15 protein-coding genes and 1 riboswitch are annotated in these 17213 nt (G+C 66.0%); of the genes, 7 read left to right on the forward strand and 8 right to left on the reverse strand.

Features of this window, described 5'->3' with window-relative positions; genetic code table 11:
- The first annotated feature begins 12 nt into the window (after nt 1-12).
- From CEY09_RS13085 to CEY09_RS13095, 3 genes are all read left to right on the forward strand, one after another.
- Nucleotides 13-996 carry an AraC-like ligand-binding domain-containing protein gene (locus CEY09_RS13085; protein WP_088588947.1) on the forward strand — a complete coding sequence of 328 codons (984 nt, stop codon included), beginning with the start codon at nt 13-15 and terminating at the stop codon, nt 994-996.
- Between the two features lie 104 nt (nt 997-1100).
- Nucleotides 1101-2198 (forward strand): NAD/NADP-dependent octopine/nopaline dehydrogenase family protein, encoded by a 1098-nt coding sequence (locus tag CEY09_RS13090; protein WP_088588948.1) that lies wholly within the window; start codon nt 1101-1103, stop codon nt 2196-2198.
- Entirely contained in the window at nt 2192-3235 is a 1044-nt protein-coding gene (locus CEY09_RS13095; RefSeq protein ID WP_088588949.1) for a 3-hydroxybutyryl-CoA dehydrogenase, read from the forward strand. Before CEY09_RS13090 ends, CEY09_RS13095 begins: the two co-directional genes overlap by 7 nt.
- Here CEY09_RS13095 and ampC read toward each other — a convergent pair.
- On the reverse strand, nt 3205-4383 hold the full coding sequence (gene ampC / locus CEY09_RS13100) for a class C beta-lactamase (RefSeq protein ID WP_088588950.1): 1179 nt from the start codon (nt 4381-4383) through the stop codon (nt 3205-3207). The genes CEY09_RS13095 and ampC overlap by 31 nt on opposite strands.
- A gap of 106 nt (nt 4384-4489) precedes the next feature.
- Nucleotides 4490-4580, forward strand: a riboswitch (glycine riboswitch).
- 140 nt (nt 4581-4720) lie between these two features.
- Here ampC and CEY09_RS13105 point away from each other — a divergent pair.
- Entirely contained in the window at nt 4721-5950 is a 1230-nt protein-coding gene (locus CEY09_RS13105) for a D-amino acid dehydrogenase (protein ID WP_088588951.1), read from the forward strand.
- 56 nt (nt 5951-6006) lie between these two features.
- On the opposite strand, the gene CEY09_RS13110 is transcribed toward CEY09_RS13105, so the two are convergent.
- Nucleotides 6007-7332 carry an MFS transporter gene (locus CEY09_RS13110; RefSeq protein ID WP_088588952.1) on the reverse strand — a complete coding sequence of 442 codons (1326 nt, stop codon included), beginning with the start codon at nt 7330-7332 and terminating at the stop codon, nt 6007-6009.
- Nucleotides 7333-7429: 97 nt separating this feature from the next.
- Here CEY09_RS13110 and pdxR point away from each other — a divergent pair, with 97 nt between their 5' ends.
- Nucleotides 7430-8944, forward strand: coding sequence for a MocR-like pyridoxine biosynthesis transcription factor PdxR (pdxR, locus tag CEY09_RS13115; protein WP_088588953.1), 1515 nt, complete (start codon nt 7430-7432; stop codon nt 8942-8944).
- Nucleotides 8945-8968: 24 nt separating this feature from the next.
- Here pdxR and CEY09_RS13120 read toward each other — a convergent pair whose 3' ends face one another.
- The 4 genes from CEY09_RS13120 to CEY09_RS13135 form a co-directional block, all read right to left on the reverse strand.
- On the reverse strand, nt 8969-10297 hold the full coding sequence (locus CEY09_RS13120) for an aspartate aminotransferase family protein (protein WP_088588954.1): 1329 nt from the start codon (nt 10295-10297) through the stop codon (nt 8969-8971).
- Nucleotides 10294-11376 (reverse strand): phosphotransferase, encoded by a 1083-nt coding sequence (locus CEY09_RS13125; RefSeq protein WP_088588955.1) that lies wholly within the window; start codon nt 11374-11376, stop codon nt 10294-10296. Before CEY09_RS13125 ends, CEY09_RS13120 begins: the two co-directional genes overlap by 4 nt.
- Entirely contained in the window at nt 11373-12671 is a 1299-nt protein-coding gene (locus CEY09_RS13130) for an ArgE/DapE family deacylase (protein ID WP_006225723.1), read from the reverse strand. Before CEY09_RS13130 ends, CEY09_RS13125 begins: the two co-directional genes overlap by 4 nt.
- Nucleotides 12672-12816: 145 nt before the next feature.
- Nucleotides 12817-13779, reverse strand: coding sequence for a GlxA family transcriptional regulator (locus CEY09_RS13135; protein WP_088588956.1), 963 nt, complete (start codon nt 13777-13779; stop codon nt 12817-12819).
- Nucleotides 13780-14042: 263 nt separating this feature from the next.
- On the opposite strand from CEY09_RS13135, the gene CEY09_RS13140 reads away from it, so the two are divergent.
- Both CEY09_RS13140 and CEY09_RS13145 read left to right on the forward strand, forming a co-directional pair.
- Nucleotides 14043-14399, forward strand: a complete 357-nt coding sequence (locus CEY09_RS13140; protein WP_088588957.1) for a DUF1428 domain-containing protein — start codon at nt 14043-14045, stop codon at nt 14397-14399.
- Between the two features lie 121 nt (nt 14400-14520).
- A complete protein-coding gene (locus CEY09_RS13145) occupies nt 14521-15021 on the forward strand; it encodes a VOC family protein (protein ID WP_006225720.1) in 501 nt (166 codons plus the stop codon).
- Nucleotides 15022-15028: 7 nt separating this feature from the next.
- Here the strand turns inward: CEY09_RS13145 and CEY09_RS13150 are convergent, their stop codons facing one another.
- The gene (locus CEY09_RS13150; RefSeq protein WP_088588958.1) at nt 15029-15541 is read right to left on the reverse strand and encodes a DUF1993 domain-containing protein; all 513 of its coding nucleotides are present in this window, start codon (nt 15539-15541) and stop codon (nt 15029-15031) included.
- Nucleotides 15542-15681: 140 nt separating this feature from the next.
- A complete protein-coding gene (locus CEY09_RS13155) occupies nt 15682-16698 on the reverse strand; it encodes an extracellular catalytic domain type 1 short-chain-length polyhydroxyalkanoate depolymerase (RefSeq protein ID WP_234818293.1) in 1017 nt (338 codons plus the stop codon).
- Between the last annotated feature and the right edge of the window lie 515 nt (nt 16699-17213).

Raw genomic sequence — 17213 nt, forward strand, 5'->3', positions numbered from 1 at the left:
GCGCAGGAAAGCATGTTCAACGACACCTATCCGCTGAACCGCCATTGCTTGCTGGACTCGGGCAACGCCACCGAGATCAAGGACCAGGTCAGCCAGCACCTGTGGTCGCACCGCATGTGCGTCGCTCAGGGGAAACCCTTGCAGTCACGGCTGTACGGCGTGTTCTTCGGCAGCGCGGCGCTGTTCGATCTGCACTACGGCGCGGAAGTCGAAATCGATGCCGGCGACATCGCCAGCTACTACCTGATCCGCATCACGCTGCAAGGCTCCGGCCTGGTCACGCTGGGCAAGCGCCGCGCGCTGATGCGCGAAGGCGGCCTGACGATCTCGTCGCCCTCGGAACCCAGCGTGATCAGCATCGGGCGGGATTGCCGCAACCTGATCCTGCGCGTGGAACGGCAGGCGCTGGAACACCAGTTGCAACGCCTGCTGGACCGGCCGATCCGCCATGCGCTGGTGTTCGACCTGGAAGTGGACCCCGATGCGCCGGGCCTGGCCGCCGTGCGCGAAACGCTGGACTACCTGTGCCGGCTGTACCAGCACCCCGCGATCGACGGCGTGACGCAGACACTGGCGGCAGGCTTCTCCGACTATCTGCTGGCCCTGCTGCTGACGCAGCTGCCCCACAATTATTCGGACCTGCTGCGCGCCGATCGCAGGCAGCCTTTGCCCCAGCATGTGCGCCGGGCACGGGAATACATCGAAACCCACGTCGACGAATCCATCTCGCTGGCGGATCTGGCGGCGCACTGCTGCGTGTCGATCCGTACGCTCCAGAACGGCTTCACGCAGTTCCTCAAGCAAAGCCCCAGCGACTACGTGCGCAATCAGCGCCTGGCGCTGGTGCACGCGGCGCTTGAATCCGCGCGCACGGGCGACAGCGTGACCGACATCCTGCTGCGTCATGGCGTGACGAGCTTCGGCCATTTCGCCACGCATTACCGCAAGCGCTACGGCTGCCTGCCGTCGGACACCTTGCGGCAACATCGCGAATAAGCGCAGTCCATTCCCTTGCCGGATCGGAACGGCGCTTGCGCGTTTTGCGCAGCCCGCGCCGGACGCCGCCGCTAGGATCAAGCTTCAATCGAAGGAGCTTGATCATGCGAATCAGCGTAATAGGCGGCGGCCACGGCTGCTATGCGGCGGCGGCCGAGCTGGCGGAAAAGGGGCACGAGGTGCGCTGGTGGCGCCGCGACTGCAGCGCGTTCCAGGGCCTGCGGGATGCGGGCGCGTTGACCGTCACCGACTACCGCGGCACACGCCAGGTCCCAGTCGGCGCGGGCCCTGGCCATCTGCAACTGACGGACGCTCTGGAAGACGCGGTGACCCATGCGCAACTATTGGTCATCCCGCTGCCCGCCACGACGCACGAGGCGCTGGCGCCGGCGCTTGGCTCGCTGTTGCGCGATGGACAGGTCGTGTTCCTGCCGCCGGGCACCTTCGGCAGCTACCTCTTCGCCCGCGCCCAGAAAAACGCGGGCAATCCGGCCCGCGTCGCCTATGCGGAAACCGGCACGCTGCCCTACCTGGCCCGCAAGCACGGCAACCAGGTCGTGATCAGCGGCTACGCCACCCGCCTGCCCACGGGCGTATTCCCCAGCCGTCTGTCGGAGGAAGCCCTGGCGCTGCTGCGGCAGGCCTATCCGGCCATCGAACCCATCGAGGACGGCCTGTCCGGTGCGCTGATGAATGCCGGCCCCATCATCCACCCGCCCCTCATCATGATGAACGCCGGCCCGCTGGAGCACTTCGACAAGTGGGACATCCACAACGAAGGCACGCAGGCCTCGATCCGCCGCGTAACCGACGCGCTGGACGCCGAACGCATCGCCATCCGCGTCGCGCTGGGCTATGCCGCGCCGCACTTTCCGCTGGCCGACCATTACGCCCGCGAAGGCGACGAATGGATGTACGGCCGCGGCGCCCACGGCAAACTGACCGATAGCGGCGACTGGCGCGAAACCATCGACCTGCACACCCACCGCTACATGCTGGAAGACACGCGGCTAGGGCTGTCGTTCCTGGTGTCTGCCGGCCGTTGGGCGGGCGTGCCCACCCCGGTGGCGCAAGGGCTGCTGAGCGTCGCCAGCGCCATCACGGGACGCGATCTGTACGCCGAAGGTCGCACCCTGGAAGGCCTGGGGCTGGACGCCCTGTCGCGCCGTGGCATGGCCGAATTGCTGGCACAAGGATGCTGACCATGGCCGACAGAATCTGCGTGATCGGCGCCGGCCGCATGGGCGAAGGCATCACCCTGTCATACCTGCTGGCCGGGCGGGACGTGACGCTGATCGACATCAAGCCGCGGCCCCCTGCGGAACAATCCGCGCACGACGCACGCGTGCTGGCCAACCTGCGCCGCGAGCTCGCCACGTTCGGCCAACTGGGGCTGCTGGACGCCGGCCAGGCGGATGCCGTGATGGGCCGCGTGCGGCTGTGTCGGCGCGACGACGCCGCGGCTGACCTGCAAAGCGCGCGCATCGTGTTCGAGGCCGTGCCGGAGCGGCTGGACGCCAAGCGCGATGCCTTCCAGTGGCTAGGGGAAACCTGCGCGCCAGACGCCGTCATTGCATCCACCACGTCCACCTTCCTGGTCACCGAACTGGCCGAACTGGTGCCGCACCCCGAGCGCTTCCTGAATGCGCACTGGTTGAATCCCGCCGCCTTGATTCCGCTGGTGGAAGTCAGCCGGGGACCCAAGACGCGCGACGCTGCCGCCCAACAGTTGCTGAAGGCGTTGCGCCAAGCGGGCAAGGTGCCGGTGCAGTGCGCGCCGTCCGCCGGCTACATCGTGCCCCGCATCCAGGCACTTGCCATGAACGAGGCCGCCCGCATGGTGGAGGAAGGCGTCGCCAGCGCCGAAGACATCGATACCGCCGTGCGGCTGGGCTTCGGGCTGCGCTTTTCGGTGCTGGGCTTGCTGGAATTCATCGATTGGGGCGGCGGCGACATCCTTTACTACGCTTCGCGCTACCTGTCCGAAGCCATCGGCCCCCGCTTCGCCTCACCTGAAGTCATTGCTCGCAATATGGAGGAAGGCCGCAACGGCCTGCGCGACGCCCAGGGCTTTTACGACTACGCCGGCGTGGACGTGGACGCCTACAAATTGGAGCGTCTGGGGCAGTTGTGCCAGCGGCTGGAAATCATGGGGCTGCTGCCGCGGGCGGGCAGAGCCCCTGCCGAGCCCCAAACCGCCGCCGACGCTCAGCGCGCGAGTTCTTCCAGTATCCGGTAGGCCAGCCGCACGCGGGCCTCGTTCGGATAGTTCTTGTTGGCCAGGATCACGACGCCCGCCTTCCTGGCCGGCACGAACGCCACATAGGCCCCGAAGCCGTTGGTCGATCCCGTCTTGTTGATCCACACGGCATCCTGCGGCGCAAGCGGGGGATTCAGTGCGGCCGCCGGATGGCTCTGGCTGTTCAGCGTGCCCGCATTCGCTGTCAACAGCGCATCCAGCGTGGCGGGATAGGCAAGCTGCTCCCAGGCCAGGTCCTGCGTCATGTCCCCTATCCGGTAATAGCCCACGTGCGTGCGGGCGACGGCCCGCTGGATCGCGGCGTCGCCCGCCGTATTCAGATTGGCCTCGACAAAGCGCAGCAGGTCGCGCGCGCTGGTCTTCACGCCATAGGCCTCCGCCGCCAGCACGCCCGGATTCACGCGCACCGGCGCATCCTGTTTGTTGTAGCCCTGAGCGTAGTCGCCCATCGCGGCGGCAGGCACGTCGATGTACGTGTGCGACAAACCCAATTTGGGAAACAGCGTCTTTTCCATGGCGTTGGTGAACGGTTCGCCCAGGCTCTTGGCGGCCACCACCCCCAGCATCCCGATGCTGGGATTGGCATAGGTGCGGTACGTGCCCGCTGGGTACTGGGGCGTCCAGGCCTTCAGGTAATCCATCAACTGCGCGTCGTTGCGCACGGCGTCGGGCACCTGCAGCGGAAAGCCCCCGCCGGTATGCGTGCCCAGATGGACGAGCGTCAGCTTCCCGAAATCCGACCCCTGCAAGACGGGCAGGAAGCGCGCGGGGCTGTCGTTCAACGACAGCTTGCCCAGCGCTTCGGCATAGGCCGCCAGGGTCGCGGTGTAGGTCTTGCTGATCGAGCCCACCTCGAACAGGGTGTCGCGGCTGACTTTGGCCTGGGTCTGGCGCGAGGCCACGCCATAGCTGTAGAACTGCTGCCAGCCGTCCCGGGTGATGGCGATCGCCATGCCCGGCACGCCGTATTCGCGCATCACGGCCTGCGCGGCTTCGTCGATGCTGCGGCTGGCCGTGGTCGGGTCCACGGGAGGCGTCGGCGCGGCAAACGCCTGCGCAGCGCCTGCGCCCAGCGCCAAAACCGCCAGCCCCGACAAGGCGATGCGCCGGGTCCTTTCAACATGCATTCTCATGGTCCTATCCCTTCATTTCCAGCCGCTGCCGACCGCCCGACATAGTACTTACCCTGAATCCAATCCGACAAGAACTTGGCTATTCTCTATTCCGTCGATTCAAAACCGCGCAGAAGAGACTGGCCCTGGCGGCCGGCGCCGACGGAGCAACCGCCCCGGAAACTCTCAGGCAACAGGACTGCGCGCGTCTAGACAATCTGGAGAGAGGCGCCGTGCGCGCCCACCGAAGGGGATCCCGCCGCCGTCAGCGCAGCGGGTGAAGCTCTCAGGTACCAAGACAGATGGGGTGCGGCGGCCAGTTTGGGCCGCGGCCACTCAATCTGGAGCCATCATGCCCCGCATCGCCATCATTGGCGCCGGTATCACCGGCGTCACGTCCGCCTATGCCTTGTCCAAGCTGGGATATCAGGTCACCGTCTACGACCGCCAGCGCTATCCCGCCATGGAAACGTCCTACGCCAACGGCGGCCAGCTGTCGGCCAGCAACGCCGAGGTCTGGAACAGCACCGCCACCGTCCTGAAGGGCCTGCGCTGGATGTGGCGCAAGAACGCGCCGCTATTGCTGAACCCCAAGTTCAGCTGGCACAAGTATTCGTGGCTGGCGCAGTTCATGGCGCAGATTCCGAACTACCGTGAAAACACCATCGCCACCACGCGGTTGGCCATCGAAGCGCGCCAACATCTCTTCGACATGGCAGAAGCCGAAGGCATCGACTTCGACCTGGAACGCCGGGGCATCCTGCACATCTACCACGACGCGGCCAGCTTCGACGCCGCCCGCCGTTCGAATGCGCTGCTGCAGGCAGGCGGCCTGGAGCGGTACGCGGTATCCGGCAGCGAAGCCCGCAATATCGAACCCACGCTGCAAACGGATTGCCACGGCGGTTTCTACACGCCGTCGGACGCCACCGGCGACATCCACAAATTCACGAGCGGCCTGGCGCGCGCGTGCGAACGCCATGGCGTCACGTTCGTGCAGGACGCCGACATCGAGCAGATCAGCCGCGACAGCGGTCCCTATGTGCTGGACGTCCTGCGCGAAGGCGGCACTCTGCGCGAGCAGCATGAAACCGATGCCATCGTCATCTGCGCCGGCGCCGTCAGCCGCAAGTTCGCGCGGCAGATGGGCGACACGCTGAACATCTATCCGGTCAAGGGCTATTCCATCAGCGTGCACCTGGACGACGCGCAAAGCCGGGACGCCGCCCCCCGTGTCAGCCTGCTGGACGAAGCGGCCAAGATCGTCACCAGCCGGCTGGGTGACCGCTTCCGCGTGGCCGGCACGGCGGAATTCAACGGCTTCAACATGGACATCCGCGCGGAACGCGTGCAGCCGCTGATCGACTGGACGCGCAAGCATTTCCCCAACATCCGGACATCGCGCGTGGTGCCCTGGTGCGGCCTGCGCCCCATGACGCCCAACATGATGCCGCGCGTCGGCCCGGGCAAGCGCCCGGGCGTGTTCTACAACACGGGCCACGGCCATCTGGGATGGACCCTGTCGGCGGCCACCGCGCAGATGCTGGCGGCAAGCGTCGGGAAGACGCTGCCGCCGGCCTGACGCCGGCGATCCATCGACGCTCAGTGCGCGCGCGCCTCAGCGCGTAGCCCGCCAACTCACGACCGCTGCGGCGTCAGGTTGCGGTTGCGGGCCGCGGCGCGCGCGGCGTCGCGCTCGTCCGTGGGCAGGTACACCGCGCACAGGAAGTTCGCGCCGGCGATGACGGCGAACATCAGCGCCAGGGGCGGCCAGTTCAGGCCGAACTTGTGCGCCACCCACAGCCCCACCAGCGGCGTGGTGCCGCCGAAAATCGCGCCGCAAAGCTGGAAGCTGAGGGAAATGCCGGTATAGCGCATCTCGATCGGGAACGCGCGCGGCAGGTACGGGGCCAATACGGCGTAATAGGCGCCGATCAGGAAGATGGCCACGAGGATGCCGATCGCGATGTTGGTGATATTGCCCGTCAGGATGAGCATCATCATCGGCACGGACCACAACGTCGCCAGCGCCGTCACGTACACCAGGAAGCGGCGCTCGCCGATCTTCATCGCGATGTAGGAAGCCAGCGGGAAGCTGATCAATTCGACCACGCCTGCCCAGGTCACCACGTCCAGGATCTGCGGGCGGGTGATGTTCAGGTACGTGGTGGTGTAGGTGATCATCAGGGTCGTCACGAAGTAGAACCCCGAAATTCCCAGGAGGCACAGGCCGATTCCCAACGCCAGCGCGCGCTTGCGCTCGCGCAGCACCAGGCCGATCGGCGCAATGTGCTCCTTGCGCTTTTCCTTCAGCCGCTCTTCCAGTTCCGGGCTTTCGTTCACGCCGCGGCGGATGATGAAGGCCACCAGGACCAGCAGGCCGCTCACGATGAAAGGCAGGCGCCAGCCCCAGCTCAGGAAGTCTTCCTTGGGCAGGTCGGAGACGATACGGAACACGCCGGTGGCGAGGATCAGGCCGATGGGGCTGCCGTATTGCGGCGCGGACGCCAGCAACGTGCGCCATTTGGGTGGCGCGTGCTCGGCCGCGATCAGCACGGCGCCTCCCCACTCGCCGCCCACGGCGATGCCCTGCACCAGCCGCAACGCCACCAGCAGGATGACCGCTGCCAGGCCAATGGAGTGATACGACGGCAGCAGCCCGATCAACGTGGTCGCAATACCCATCACCATCAGAGTGATGATCAGGCTCTGCTTGCGGCCGACGCGGTCGCCCAGGTGGCCAAAGATCAATGCGCCGAACGGGCGCGCGAAAAAGCCGATGGCGAACGTGCCCAGCGAAGCCAGCGTACCCATGAAGGGATCGTCGGTCGCGAAAAACACGTCGCCAAACACCAGCGCCGCGGCGGTGGCGTAACAGTAAAAGTCATACCACTCGATCATGGTGCCAAAGAATGCTGCCGAAGCTGCGCGAACCGGCTGGCGCCGGCTGCTCTTGCTGTCCATTTAATTCCCCTTGTATGCCTTGATGGCTGTGATTGACGATAGCAGCGACTGGCTATATCTTGTATAGCCACAAATGCCAATGTTCTAAGGCCACTTGATGAAAGAAGTGCTTCTCTCTGATCTCCTGGCCGGGGCCCTCTCGCGGGAATCCGAGCTGCCCTTGCAACGGCAGATCTACGAGATCGTGCGCCGCGGCGTGCTCGACCACACCCTGGTCGCCGGGCAGCGGCTGCCGTCCTCGCGAGCGCTGGCAGAAGAGCTCGGGATTTCGCGCATTACGATCTCCCTGGCTTACGACAGGCTGATCGCCGAGAGCTATCTCACCGCCCGCGAGGGCAGCGGCACTTTCGTCGAACACACCGGCGAGCGTCCGCTGGCGGCGCCTTCCCCGGAAACGGCAGCCCGCCAGCGCCTGGGGCTGTCCACCCGCGGCGAAGTCACGGGCGGCGGCACGGGCGGACTGGGACAGCACACGGGCGCCTTCGTGCCGGGCATCGCGGACGCGACGCTGTTCCCTTTCCATGTCTGGAAGCGGCTGCTGTCGCGCCACCTGGGCAAATCCAACCTGGCGCTGGCAGGGTATTCCAAGGACGGTGCGGGCTTCGTGCCGCTGCGCGAGGCCATCGCGAACTACCTGCGCATTTCGCGCTCGGTCGTCTGCCAGCCGGAACAGGTCATCCTGACGGCCGGCACCCACCAATCCATCGACCTCTGCGCGCGCCTGCTGGCCGACACCGGCGACGCCGCGCTGGTGGAAAGCCCCTGCCACTGGGCCTTTCCGCCGCTGCTGACCGCCGCGGGCATCCGCGTGCAGCCCGCCCACGTCGACGAAGGCGGGCTGAATCTGTCCGCCAGCAAGGTGCCGAAGCGCGCGCGCCTCGTGATCAGCAGCCCTTCGCATCAATATCCCACCGGCGTCGTCATGCCGCTGGCGCGCCGCCTGGAACTGCTGCAAGCCGCGCGCGCTAGCGGGCTGTGGATCATCGAAGACGACTACGACAGCGAATTCCGCTACGACGGCGCACCGATTCCGTCCCTGCAGGGCCTGGACACCGATGGCCGCGTCATCTACATGGGCACCTTCAGCAAGACCATGTTCGCCGGCCTGCGCATGAGCTACATGGTCGTTCCGGAACATATCGCGCACGCGTTCTCCAACGCCTGCGCGCGCATCTACCGGCCGGGGCACTTGCATCTACAGGCCGCGCTGGCGGATTTCATGAACGACGGGCATTTTTCGCAGAACATCAAGCGCATGCGGCTGGAATACGCGGAACGCCAGCGCCTGCTGCGGGAAGAACTGTTACGGCAGGTCGGCCCGATGGTCGAGCTGTCGCAGGCCCGGGCGGGGCTGCACGTATATGCGCGCCTGTCGCCGCAGGTGTCGGCGTCGCAGCTGGTCGCCCACGCGCAGGCCGAGAACATCGTGCTGGGCCTGCCCCACTTCCTGCCCGATCATGCCCAGGGCGACCGCAACGCCGTGGTGCTGGGCTATGGCGGCGTGCCGGGATCGCAGATCCCGGCTGGCGTGGAACGCTTCGCGCGCGCGCTTGACCGCGCCAGCAGCCCCGCGCCCGCCGCCCGGCCCAGGCGCCGCCGGGCGGCGGCCTGAACTGGCCTCCGCGCGAGTCCTTGCCTACAGCTTGGCAAACACCTCGTCGGCCGCCTGCATCAACTGATCCGCGTTCTCCAGGCTGAACGGCAACTGCGGCCGCAGCTTGATGACGTTGCCGCGCAGGCCGGTAGCGCTTAGCAGCACGCGGTGTTCGCGCATCAGGTTCACGAATCGATGCGTCTCTTCGGTGGCCGGCGTTTTGGCCGCCTGGTCCTTGACCAGTTCGATACCCATGAACAGGCCGTCGCCGCGCACATCACCGATCCAAGCATGCTTGCACGCCATCTCGCGGAACTTATCCCGCAGATAGGCGCCCGTGCGCGCCGCGTTGGCCTGCAGGCCTTCGTCCTGGATGACATCCAGCGTCGCCAGCGCCGCGGCGCAAGACACCGGATTGCCACCGAACGTGTTGAAGTAGCGCGCATCGCGGCCGAAGCGCTCGAAGATCTCGGGACGCGCCACCACACCGGCTATCGGATGACCGTTGCCCATGGGCTTGCCCATGGTGACGATGTCGGGCACCAGGCCATGGCGCTGGAAACCCCACATGCACGAACCGGTGCGCGCGAAACCCGCCTGCACTTCGTCGGCGATGAACAGCCCGCCCGCGGCGCGGATGGCCTCGACGGCGGGCGCCAGGAACGGCGCCGGATCGGTATAGACCCCGTCGCTGGAGAAGACCGTATCCACCAGCAGCGCTGCCGGACGGATGCCATGGCGCAGCATATCGTCGATGGCCTCCTGCACCCGGGCGGCAAACCACACGCCGATCGTCGCGGGATCGTGCCGGTAGGTGTCGGGCGCGCTCACGGCACGCACGTCGACGCCCAACGGCACGGTCTTGCCCAGCGAGGGCGACACCGCGGCGACAGCGGCCGTAACGCCGTGGTAGGCCAGTTCCGTCACGATGACGCCGCTGGCGCCTGTGTGGCTGCGCGCAATGCGCAGCGCCAGGTCGTTGGCCTCGCTGCCGGTGCACGTGAACATCGCCTGCGACAGCCCGGGCGGGAACGTGGCCACGAGGCGCTCTGCGTATTCCACCACGCCGTCGTGCAGATAGCGCGTGTGCGTGTTCAGCATCGCGGCCTGATCAGCAATGGCCGCGACCACGCGCGGATGGCTGTGGCCCACCGACGCCACATTGTTGTAGGCGTCCAGGTAGCGTTCCCCGCCAGCGTCGTAGAGCCACACGCCTTCGCCGCGTACGATGTGCAGCGGATTGTCATAGAACAGCCGATAGGCCGTTCCGAGAACGCGCTGGCGCCGTTCGATCAGGGCGCGCTCGGCGGCGGGCAGGCTGCCGGCGGCAGCGGGGTCGAACGCGTTCAACATGGCCTTGTCTTTGCTCATGCAGGATTCTCCAAAGTGGCGCCGCAGGTCCGCGACAGAATGTCCCGGGCGCGCCCTTGCGGCAAGGCCGCCAGTCGCGCCAGGCCGATCCAGGCCGGGGCGTTGTTGCGCAGGATGTAGGTACGGTTTTCGGGGTGCTGCTTGGCTCGCCAGCCCGTGATGGCCACGGTAAGCAGCAGGCGCGCGGCAATCAGGTCCGGCAGCAGCGCGATCTCCGGATCCGTCAGCGGATTCATGTGGTGGTAGCGGGCCACGCACAGCGCAGCCCGATCCAGCGGGCTGGCCGAATCTTCCAGCAGGTACGAGCAGGCCACCGCAAGGTCCTGCACGAGCGGCGCCTGCACCATGTCGCCGAAATCGAGAATGGCGGAGATACGGTCAGGCTGCGCCGCGTCCACCAGGACGTTGTAGGGGTTCAGATCATTGTGGATGACCTGGCGGCGCAGGCCCGGCAGCGCCGGCTGCACATGCGCCATGAACCGCGCCAGGGTGCGCTCGGCCAGCGCCCGCTGGTCGGCGTCTTCGATGCCGGCTAGCAGATCCGCCACCTGTTCCGCGTGCTGCAGGTCCCACAGCAGCGTGTGGTTCGCAGTCGGATGCTCGAACCCCCGCAGGGCCAGATCGAAGCCTGCGAGCGCGTGGCCCAGAGCCTGCGCCTGCGACGCGCTGCGTGGGGTCCTGTAGAGCGGCGTGCCGGACAGAAAGGTGATCACCCGGATGGCGCGGCGCCCCCCCGCCGGCCCGTCATGCCAATGCACGTAGCGGCCGTCGCGCGTCAACAGCAGGTGCGGCACCGGCAGGCTGCTGTCGGCATGCATCAGATGCAGCTGCGCCTGCGTCTGGAAGTCCGTCACCGCCGGATCCTCGGCGGGATGCGTGGCTTTCAGGACATAGGCGCTGCCATCGTCCAAGCGCAGGTGAAAATTCTGGTCACGCTCGCTGCTGAGCAATTCCGCCTGGGCGCGCAGCCCGAAGACGTCCCAGGCAATCGCGCGGGCATCGTCGATGGTCAGTTTCGGGGCTTCGGCCGCAAAGAGCGCCTGTTCGGCCGTGGGGGTCGCGGTGCTGCGGATCGTCATGCGGCGATCTCTTCCAGGCCGCACCATTCGGCAATGAACAATGCGATGGTCTGCGTCACCTTGCGCACCGATTCCAGGTTCACCGATTCGTCGTTGCCGTGCGGCATGCGGCACTCCGGGCCGTAGACGATGGCCGGCGTATCCGCGTAGAGGCCATAGAACCGGGCGTCGGTCGCGGCCGAGGTGACGTATTCCTGCAGCGGTTCGTTGAAGACCGCCTCATGGCTGACCCGCAGCGCCGCCTCGACGTCCTCGGAATCCTTCAGTTCATAGCCTTCGGCCATGAAGCCGTGGTAGATCACCTTGGGCGGGTGCTTGGCGAGGAAGGGATCGCGCGCCGCCACTTCCGCGACGAACGCTTCGATCTCCGCGCGGGCGGCCTCCAGGCTCTGGCCCGGGAACACCGCGACGCGCATGTCGAAGGTGCACCAGGCGGGCACGCTGGAGGGCCAGTCGCCGCCGGCGATCTTGCCCAGGTTGAAGCGGATGGGATGCGGATGGTTGCAGAAATGAGTGTGCTCGCATTTGCGGCCATTCCAGCGTTCTTCCAGTTCGTCCATCGCCTGAATCATGAAGATGGCTTTCTGGATGGCGTTGGCGCCCGCCCCCGAGAACGCCGCCGACGCGTGCTGGGGGTCGCCGTCGACCTGCACCTGGAACCACATGGGCCCGACCTGGGCGCGCATCAGCATCGGCAGCAGCGGTTCGGGAATGAATGCGGCATCGGCGCGGTAGCCGCGCTGCAGGCAGGCCAATGCGCCGTTGCCGGTGCACTCTTCTTCCACCACGGATTGCAGGAACACGTCGGCCGCCGGCTGCAGCCCCACCCGGCGCAGCGCGTCCAGCGCCGCCATGCAGGCGATGAGGCCCGATTTCATGTCGCCCGCGCCGCGTCCGTGCATCCAGCCGTCGATGATGGCGGGATCGTAGGGGTCGCGGCTCCATTGCGACCGGGGCCCCACGGGCACCACGTCGATATGGCCGTTCAGGATCAGCGACCGGCCCTGGCGGGTGCGCGAGCGGTGGGTGCCTACCACGTTGAATGCGTTGTCGTACGAGATGGCTACCGGCGAGAAACCCGGCATGTGCTTGATGGCGTCGATGTCGATCTGCCAGCGGTCCACGTCATAGCCGCGCGCCGCGTACTGCGCCGCCATGAAATCCTGCGCGGCCGCCTCTTCGCCGCGCTGCGAGGGAATTCGGACCAACTGCGCCAGCGTATCGGTCTGGTCGGCATAGCCGTCATTGACGGCCGCGAGAATGCGCGCTTTCAGCGCTTGGGTCAGCTCGGGCATGGATGTTCCACGGTTAGGGACAATGCCAAAGATGATAGGGGCAATTGGCGCTAAGTCAGATAGCCAATCCCAAGCAGTTCATATAGCCACTTTTGGGCATTCCCCATGCGGAGTATCTGCGCCGGGATCTCATTCGTGCGCAGGGTCACTGATAGCGTTCGCGATATCCCACCGGCGACATGCCGCAGTACTTACTGAAGATGTCCCGAAATGCCTTCGTGTCGTTGTAGCCGACTTCGTACATCACTTCCGACACGCTCTTGCGCGAGGTCTCCAGCCGCTTCTTCGCGGCTTCGACGCGGACCCGCTGCACGTATTCCACGATGCTGTTTCCGGTGGCCTGCCGGAACCGCCGTTCCAACGTACGGCGGCCCATCGCATGGCGGTCGGCCAGATCTTCCACGGTGATCTTTTCCGTGTAGCGGCCTTCGATGTCGTTCTGCACGGCGCGCACGACGTCGTCGGCATGGCCCTTCTGGCCCATGAACACCGAGAACGGCAGCTGGCTCTGGCGGCTCCAGTCCAGCTGAAAGTACTTGGCGCACCAGATGGCGGTGTCGCGGTCGGTGTATTTCTCGATCAGGTGCAGCACCAGATGCGCCGCCGAAAACGCGCCGCCGCTGGTGTAGATGCCGTTGTCGGCCATGACGATCCGGTCGCAGACCCACTCCACGTTCGGGAACAGGCTGGCGTACAGGTTCTGCGCCACCCAATGCACCACCGCCTGCTGGCCATCCAGCACTCCGCCTGCCGCCAGCAGCGCGGCTCCCATGCACAAACTGGCGACTTCGCCGCCTTCGCGGTGATGGCGCGACAACCAGTCAATGAGTTCACGGTTGGACAGCACGGCATCGGACACCGCGCCCAGCAGCGGCGGCGCGATGCAGATGTCGATGTCCGGCTGATCGGCCAGCACCAGGTCGGCCTGCACCTTGATGCGGCCGTCGTCCAGGCTGACCTCGCGGGTCAACGCCAGCGTGCGCACCAGGAACCGCGGTTCGCGGCCATGCGCGGCCAGATACTCATTGGCTACCAGAAAGCCATGGCGCGCGGTTTCCAGGGAAGCGATATTGGCTCCCGTCGGCAAAAGGAAAGCGACGTTTTTCATCGCCGGGCAGCTCCGAAGATGCCCCCTGGGAAGAGGGCCACAAACCCGCGCAGCGGATGCGGCGCGGCGGCGTTTTTCCAGACGCCAAGCATACGCCTGCCGACTGTCGCAATCCACCTGCAAGAATGTCGCAATCCCCTATCTGAAACCGCCCCCAATCCCGATACAGTGACATCTGCCGGCATCCAGGCCGGCCAGTGGCGAGCGTGACCAGCGGGCATGCCCATCGCCCAATAGAACAACATGGATCAAAGGAGTGTTCGATGGAAAAGTACATAGATGGTTACCTGCTTGCCGTGCCCCGCGCCAAGCTGTCGACGTACAAGAACATGGCGGAACAGGCCATGGCCGTCTGGATGGAGCACGGCGCGCTGGACTACCGGGAATGCGTGGCGGAAGACATTGACAGGGAGGGCTTCGGCTCATTCACCGCGGCCGCGGGCGCCAAAGAGGACGAAACGGTGGTGTTCGCCTGGGTCGTGTTCGAAAACAAGGCCGAACGCGACCGGATCAACGCCCTCGTCATGGCGGATCCCAGGTTGACCGGCATGTCCTGCGAAGGCATTTTCGATTTCAAACGCATGTGCCTGGGCGGCTTCAATACCTTGGTCGGCAAATAAAAATCGGGCGGCCTGTCGAAATCGGCCGCCCTCGTTCGTCGTAGAGAAAGGAGGCGCCCGAACCGCATGGCATCCGGGCGCTCTGTCCCCCACCGATAGTCCACGATTCTGGAGACACACCATGGCCACGCCCGCAAAGAATCCCATCCCCGACGGCATGCACACGCTGACCGCGCACATCGTGTGCGAAGGCGCCTCGGATGCCATCGCTTTCTACAAGAAAGCCTTCAACGCCGAAGAGCTCGCGCGCCTGCCGGGGCCCAACGGCAAGGTCATGCATGCCGCCATCCGCATCGGGGATTCCGTGCTGATGCTGATGGACGATTTCCCTGAATGGGGCAGCCTGGGCGCCAAGGCGCTGAAAGGCTCCCCGGTGACGCTGCATCTGTACATGAAAGACGTGGACGCGGCGATGAAGCAGGCCGTGGCGGCCGGCGCCACCGTGACGATGCCGGTGGCTGACATGTTCTGGGGCGACCGCTATGGCCAGGTCGTGGATCCGTTCGGCCACCGCTGGTCCATCGCCACGCATCAGTTCGATTATTCGCCCGAGGAAATCCAGCAGAACATGGCAAAGATGGGCGAAATGACCGGCTGCGGCGACCCGGCCGCCAAGCAGTAACGGCGGCTTACTGCGAATACGGCCCCAGGAAATCCAGCTTGCCGATTTTCACGCCGGCATTGCGCAAGATCGCGTACGCGGTCGTGACGTGGAAATAGAAGTTGGGCAGCGCAAACGTCAGCAGGTAGTCCTCGCCGGTGAACTCCGGCTTGAAGTCGCCGAAGTTCACGACGACCTTGCGGCTTTCCGCGCCGTCCACTTGTTCGGGCGTCACGCTTTGCAGGTAGGCGATGGTGTCGGCGATGCGCTGCTGCAACTGCGCGAAGGTCGTCTCTTCATCCGGAAACTTCGGGGCCTGGCCCTGAGACAAGCGCTGCACGGCAAACTTGGCGGCGTCGCTGGCGCGCTGGATCTGGCCTGACAGGGGATACATGTCGGGCGCCAGGCGTGCATTGACGAGCGAGGCGGGGTCGAGCCCTTCGGCCTGGGCATGGGCGACGGCCTTTTCCAGCAGGTCGGCCAGCACGGTCATGCCGCGAACGAAGACAGGCACGGACGCCCGATAAATAGAGAGGGACATAGCAGAGATTTCCAGAAAAGCCAGCCTGGGCGAAGCACGCGCTCCGCCTGCGTCAGGAATGCGGCGATCTTACGCCGCGCCCCCCGTTTCCGCAGCCGGCGGCCTCGACAACTGCATTCCCGATTCGCGAACAATGGTGCCTACGGCGGCGATTGGCCGGCGCCCGTCCGGCGCAAGCCCTGGAAGAATCGCCACACCAGCGCCGAGGCATCGGGGCCGCCGCGCGCGTGGTATTTCACCGACCCATCGCCGCCGCTCCAGGCGTGCTCCAGCCGCGTGATTTCACATAGGCGCAAGATCGTCTTGCGTCCGCGCAGCAAGTCCACGCGGCGGTACGCCTTGTCGGTGCCCAGCCCCAGCACGCGCTCGACCGGCACGTTTTCCGGGCTCAGGTCGTTCAACGCACGGAACTGTTCGAACAGTTGCTTGCCGTTGCGGGGCGCCACCGTCGCGTCCAACTGGCCTTGCAAAATCAACGCGGGCATGCCCAGACGGAATACAGCGGGGTTGGCCACGCCTTCCAGCAACGGCAGCAAGGGCTTGAGACTGCCGCGCCGCATGGTGCCGATGCCGCCCGTGGCGCTATGGGCATCGCCCACGACCGGGCCGGAATGCATGGCCACGGCGGCGATCAACGCAGGATGCCGCAATGCCACCAACGCCGCCATGCCCGCCCCCGCGGACAGGCCCGCGATGTAGACCCGCTCCGGGTCCAGCCCGTGCCGCGCGACTTCCGATCGGATCAGCGCCGCGATCAGGTCGGCCTCGGCGCCCCCATGCGGGTCATCGGGCTGGAACCACCGCCAGCAGCGCTGGACCTGACGCGTCATGGATTGCTGCGGGTACAGCACCATGAAACTGCCTGCGTCGGCCCACTGATTCATGCGCGAGCCGCGGGCAAATGCCAGCGACGTCTGGCGGCATCCATGCAGCATCACCACCAGCGGCATGCCGGCGCGTGGCGCAGATACCGGGGTGTAGCGCGCGAAGGTCAGTTGACGCCCCGCGCCGTCAGAGAATTGCCGCGACGATTCCCAACGGCCGCCGCCCAATGAAGGCGCGGCCGGCTGGCGGGGCGTGGCGGCCGGCGGCGCCGGCTTGGCTGCCGCCTTGCGTACCGACGTGGTTCGCTTCCTGGCGGCCTTGGGGGCTGCCATGCGCATCGCGGCGCGCTGGAGTTTGCTTAGTTTCTTTGCGGCTTTGAAAAACAGGCTGGTAAAACTGCGCGCCATTGCTAGGCCTCGGCCAGTAAACCTTCTCGACTTCGCGTCGGCGTCTAGACGCCGCGGGGCCGCTCGCTGCGGCACGCCGGCCATCGCGCCCGCAAGGTCACGGACGCCTGGATCTCAGAATCTTGGAGCCGGACCGGGACCGCCCGTCAACAATTGCAGACAGGAGATCAACGCAACGGCGATCGTAAGGATGGACAATACCCTGACCACTTTACTGGAGTCGGGACGCGTCAACATGGCTGTCATCCGCGTAACGATGTATGCCCCAACCATAAGGCCAATTGCCGGAATCATCGGTGCCTCCCCTAAGAGTTTCTGTTGCGGCCGCGCGGTCGCGCAGTTCGCGGACGCGAGCCCGGGAAAAAGAACGTACACCGCCTCTGCGGACGGATTTATTTCTGCGTGAAATGTATCACAGAGTAACTTCGCAGCCGCGCATT

The organism is Achromobacter marplatensis (genome assembly GCF_002209535.1).
In the GTDB taxonomy this organism is placed as follows: domain Bacteria; phylum Pseudomonadota; class Gammaproteobacteria; order Burkholderiales; family Burkholderiaceae_B; genus Achromobacter; species Achromobacter marplatensis.